Genomic DNA, 300 nt, shown 5'->3' on the forward strand with positions numbered 1-300 from the left:
GAAAATGAGCAGTAAAACCTCTACAGGCTTGTAGCTCAGGTGGTTAGAGCGCACCCCTGATAAGGGTGAGGTCGGTGGTTCAAGTCCACTCAGGCCTACCAAATTTGCACGGCAAATTTGAAGAGGTTTTAACTACATGTTATGGGGCTATAGCTCAGCTGGGAGAGCGCCTGCTTTGCACGCAGGAGGTCTGCGGTTCGATCCCGCATAGCTCCACCATCTCTGTAGTGATTAAATAAAAAATACTTCAGAGTGTACCTGCAAAGGTTCACTGCGAAGTTTTGCTCTTTAAAAATCTGG

At 47.3% G+C, this 300-nt stretch carries 2 tRNA genes; both read left to right on the forward strand.

Going from position 1 to position 300, the window contains the following annotated elements:
- Window positions 1–24: 24 nt before the first annotated feature.
- Window positions 25–101 (forward strand) — tRNA-Ile (locus ACUU1M_RS20810).
- 42 nt (window positions 102–143) lie between these two features.
- A tRNA-Ala gene (locus tag ACUU1M_RS20815) sits at window positions 144–219 on the forward strand.
- The last annotated feature ends 81 nt before the right edge of the window (window positions 220–300 follow it).

The sequence above is a fragment of the Shigella sp. SIG6 genome (genome assembly GCF_053555815.1).